The sequence below is a fragment of the Streptomyces sp. YS-3 genome (assembly GCF_045257485.1).
Classification (GTDB): domain Bacteria; phylum Actinomycetota; class Actinomycetes; order Streptomycetales; family Streptomycetaceae; genus Streptomyces.
Genome location: NZ_JBJHPC010000625.1, coordinates 1 through 3,988 on the forward strand (window position 1 = coordinate 1; position 3,988 = coordinate 3,988).

At 71.1% G+C, this 3,988-nt stretch carries 5 protein-coding genes; 2 read left to right on the forward strand and 3 right to left on the reverse strand.

Annotated features, from left to right (window positions below; all coding sequences use genetic code 11):
* Positions 1-116 precede the first annotated feature (116 nt).
* Complete coding sequence (gene nucS, locus ACJA3G_RS32050) at positions 117-788, reverse strand: endonuclease NucS (RefSeq protein ID WP_406556551.1); 672 nt, start codon at positions 786-788, stop codon at positions 117-119.
* A 214-nt stretch (positions 789-1,002) separates the two neighbouring features.
* Here nucS and ACJA3G_RS32055 point away from each other — a divergent pair, with 214 nt between their 5' ends.
* Positions 1,003-1,395, forward strand: coding sequence for an SCO5389 family protein (locus ACJA3G_RS32055; RefSeq protein WP_351666312.1), 393 nt, complete (start codon positions 1,003-1,005; stop codon positions 1,393-1,395).
* Positions 1,396-1,502: 107 nt separating this feature from the next.
* Here the strand turns inward: ACJA3G_RS32055 and ACJA3G_RS32060 are convergent, their stop codons facing one another.
* Positions 1,503-2,534, reverse strand: a complete 1,032-nt coding sequence (locus ACJA3G_RS32060) for an LLM class flavin-dependent oxidoreductase (protein WP_406556552.1) — start codon at positions 2,532-2,534, stop codon at positions 1,503-1,505.
* Between the two features lie 216 nt (positions 2,535-2,750).
* Between ACJA3G_RS32060 and ACJA3G_RS32065 the strand changes: the two genes are divergently transcribed.
* Positions 2,751-3,077 carry an ATP/GTP-binding protein gene (locus tag ACJA3G_RS32065; RefSeq protein ID WP_406556553.1) on the forward strand — a complete coding sequence of 109 codons (327 nt, stop codon included), beginning with the start codon at positions 2,751-2,753 and terminating at the stop codon, positions 3,075-3,077.
* Between the two features lie 26 nt (positions 3,078-3,103).
* Here ACJA3G_RS32065 and ACJA3G_RS32070 read toward each other — a convergent pair whose 3' ends face one another.
* Entirely contained in the window at positions 3,104-3,940 is an 837-nt protein-coding gene (locus ACJA3G_RS32070; protein WP_406556554.1) for an ABC transporter permease, read from the reverse strand.
* Positions 3,941-3,988 lie beyond the last annotated feature (48 nt).

Genomic DNA, 3,988 nt, shown 5'->3' on the forward strand with positions numbered 1-3,988 from the left:
TCCCGAAGGCCTCCGGCGGTGGTCGGTCGCCCGCGGGTGGGCGGGGGGCTGGYCGCGCAGTTCCCCGCGCCCCTGGGCAACTCCGGCCGCTGCACCCGTCCGGGAAGTCGGTCCCGTCAGAACAGGCGGAGCTTGTCGTCCTCGATGCCGCGCAGTGCGTTGTAGTCCAGCACCACGCACCCGATCTGCCGGTCCGTCGCCAGCACCCGCGCCTGCGGCTTGATCTCCTGCGCCGCGAACACCCCCCGTACGGGAGCCAGGTGCGGATCGCGGTTCAGCAGCTCCAGGTAGCGCGTGAGCTGCTCGACGCCGTCGATCTCACCGCGCCGCTTGATCTCCACCGCCACCGTCCCGCCGGACGCGTCCCGGCAGAGGATGTCGACGGGGCCGATCGCCGTCGGGTACTCGCGGCGGATCAGGGTGTACCCCTCGCCCAGCGTCTCGATCCGGTCCGCGAGCAGTTCCTGGAGGTGCGCTTCCACGCCGTCCTTGATGAGGCCCGGGTCCACACCCAGCTCGTGGGACGAGTCGTGGAGGATCTCCTCCATCGTGATGATGAGCTTCTCGCCCGCTTTGTTCACGACGGTCCAGACGTCGACGCCGTCCGCGGTCCCCTCCTTGAGGGTGCAGGGCGGAGACATCCAGTTGAGGGGCTTGTACGCCCGGTCGTCCGCGTGAATGGAGACGCTGTTGTCCGCCTTCACCAGGATCAGCCTGGTGGCGGAGGGCAGATGGGCGGTGAGGCGGCCCGCGTAGTCGACGGAGCAGCGGGCGATGACGAGACGCATGGTCGGCAACGCTACTCGAATCCCCCCGCCGAACGCGATTCGTCCGGCAAAGCACTGTTCGTTATTGGCCGGTTACGTGCCAAGTACCTGTCGCAGCCACCATGCCGCGCCTACCGTGTAAGCGGGAGGTCGTCGGTCAGGCACACAGCGTGGCCGACTTCGTTCCCTTCCCTGGCCGTAAGACCCCCTCCCCGGGGTCGCGAGAGGAGAAACCATGTCGCTCGACGTCTCACCGGCCCTACTCGAACAGGCCGAGCGAGGCGAGGTCGACGAAGCTGACTTCGTCGACTGCGTCCGGACCTCACTGCCGTACGCGTGGGAGATGATCAGCTCTCTGGTGGCCCAGCTGAAGGTGGACGGTGGCGAGTTCGCCGACAACCAGACGCCTCCGCCGGACGAGCAGGCGCGCGGTCAGCTCCTTCGCGCGCTCGCGAGTGACGCCATCCGCGGTGCGCTGCAGCGGCACTTCGGTGTCCGCCTGGCGTTCCAGAACTGCCACCGCGTGGCGGTCTTCCCGCTGGACCCGTCGGTCGACGAGCGGCTCGCCCGCTTCACCTCGATCCGGGGGCAACTGCTCAATCAGTCTCCGGAGTTGAGGGACTGCTGAGGTCTTCGCCGCCGCTCCGCATCGCGGGAGGTGCAACTGATGCGGAGCGGGGGCTCTTCGGCCCCGGCCCCTCGCGCCCCCTCGGGCGCCTTCCCCCTCGGGCCCTCTCACCCCAGCAGCGGCAGCACGTCCGCGCCGAGCCTTCGTACGTTCTCCTCCGTCGCGGCCAGGTCCCCCGACCCCTCCACCAGGAAGGCGAAGCGCGTGATGCCGGTCTTCTCCGCCGTCGCCGCGATGCGGTCCGCCGCGAGCCGCGGGGTGCCGACGGGGTGGAGGGCGCAGAGCAACTCCGTGTACTGCACCGGGTCGCGCATGGCCCGGTGGCGGCCGTCGACCGTCACATGCGCGTCGAGCCCCTGCTTCAGCCAGCCCGGCATCGCCTTCAGCAGGGTCTCGGCCGCCTGGGAGCTGTTGTCCTCGATCTGCGCCACCCCGGCCGACACATGCGGCGCGGCGGCCACCGCCTCCGGCGCCACCCCGGACGCCAGCGCGTGCGACCTCCACAGCGCGACCATCTCCGCCTTCTCCTCGTCGCCGCAGTGCATCCCGAGCAGCATCGGCAGACCGCGCCCGGCCGCCAGCCGCACGCTCTTCGGCGAGGTGCACGCCACGATGACCTCGGGGCCGGCCGGACCGTCCACGAGCGACTCCTCGGGCCTCGGCACCACCGGGACCTCCCGGAAGACGAAACGTTCTCCCATGGAGGCCACCCGGGGCTCGGACAGCCATCTCAGCAGCAGGTCCAGCGACTCCCCGAAGCCCTCCTCGTACGCCCGCAGGCCCGCGCCGAAGACCTCCAGGTCGACCCAGGGACCGCCCCGGCCGACCCCCAGCGAGAACCGGCCGCCGGACGTCACGTGCAGCAGCGCCGCCTGCTCGCCCAGCGCCACCGGGTGCGCGCTCGGCAGTACGCTGACCGCCGTCCCGACACGGATCCGGCGGGTGCGCCCGAGCAGCAGCGCCGCCAGCGTCACCGCCGAGGGACACACCCCGTACGGGACGAAGTGGTGCTCGGCGAGCCACACCGAGTCCAGGCCCGCCTCCTCGGCCACCTCGGCGGACCGCACCGCCCGGTGCAGCGCCTCCCCCTGGCCCTGGCCCGGGAATTGGGCCGCCAGTACAAAAGTTCCGACACGCATCGCCTTCATGCCTCCTCGCGGCCGACGCGGCTCCCCCTCTTACCGGCAACAACGTCTGACAAGTGCCAAGGGCACGGCCCGAAGCGAACTTCTTGCGATAGTCCGGTAAGTGTCCCCCGTACGAGTTACCGTGCCGCCCCTGTTCGGCTCGGGTACCCGGGGCAAGTACCTCTACGCTGGAGGCAGCCCGTCCGCCCGGCCCCGTGAGGTGTTTCCGTGTCCCCGCGCCGCAACCGCCCCAAGGGCGGCGACCAGCCGACCGCACCGACCGGCGGGTCGGGGGACCGCTTCGGCCTCCAGCGCACCGAGACGTACCAGGGCGAGGAGTGGTCCGTCCGGCACGTCGCCGGCGCGAGCGCCCAGGGCAAGCGCTACCGCTGCCCCGGCTGCGACCAGGAGATCCCCTCCGGCGTCCCGCACGTGGTGGCCTGGCCCGAGTACGGCGGTGTCGACGACCGCCGCCACTGGCACAAGGCCTGCTGGAACGCGAAGGACCGCCGCACCAGCAGGGTGCAGCGGTCCAGGAACGCGCCCAGGTACTAGGAAGCCAGGCGGCGGGGAGCCGGCCCTCACACGTCCCGGCTGTTCAGCGCCGCGAACGCGCCGCCGAGCGCCGCCGCCGTGACGGCGCCCAGGATCAGCAGCGGGGTCCAGCCGGTGGGGCCCGAGTCGCTCACCGTGGAGCCGTAGAAGACGGCCAGCTGACTGGGGATCGAGTACTCGAACAGGGCGTTGCGCACCGACTCCAGCGACGGCGAGAACATGAACAGGGCCAGCACCAGCGGCAGCAGCACCAGGCCGATCATGACCGTGATCGCGCCGGCCGAGTGCCGGATCAGCGCGCCGACCGCGAGCGCGAGCAGGCCGAGCGTGGAGATGTACAGGGCGACGCCGACCGTCGCCTTGAACAGCTCGGAGCCGGTGGGCTGCGTGCCCGCGTCCACCATCCCCATCTGCGCCAGCGCCACCAGACCGGTGGTGAGCGTGACGATGACGAAGGACAGCAGGAAGAAGACGATCGACTTGGCGGCGAGGATTCGGGCCCGGCTGGGGCACGCCGTCAGCGTGGTGCGGATCATGCCGGTGCCGTACTCGGAGGCGATGGTCAGCACGCCGAGCGTGATCACACAGATCGAGCCGAGCAGTACGCCGTAGAAACCGAGGGAGAGCAGCGGGGTGTCCCCGAGGTTGGAGTCGGAGGCGTTGACCGCGACGGCGGCGAGCAGTCCGATGCCGATCACGAGCACGACGAGCACACCGAGGGTCCACATCGTGGAGCGCACCGAGCGGATCTTCGTCCACTCCGAGGCGATCGCGTCGCCGAGGGAGGCGGGCCGCACCGGGATCGGCGAGGTGTACGTCCCCAGGGGCGCGCCCGGTGCCTGCTGCTGGTAGGGGGTGGTCATCGGGCGTCCTCGGGCTTGGTCAGGGAGGGAGCGGTCGCGGGGGCGGCC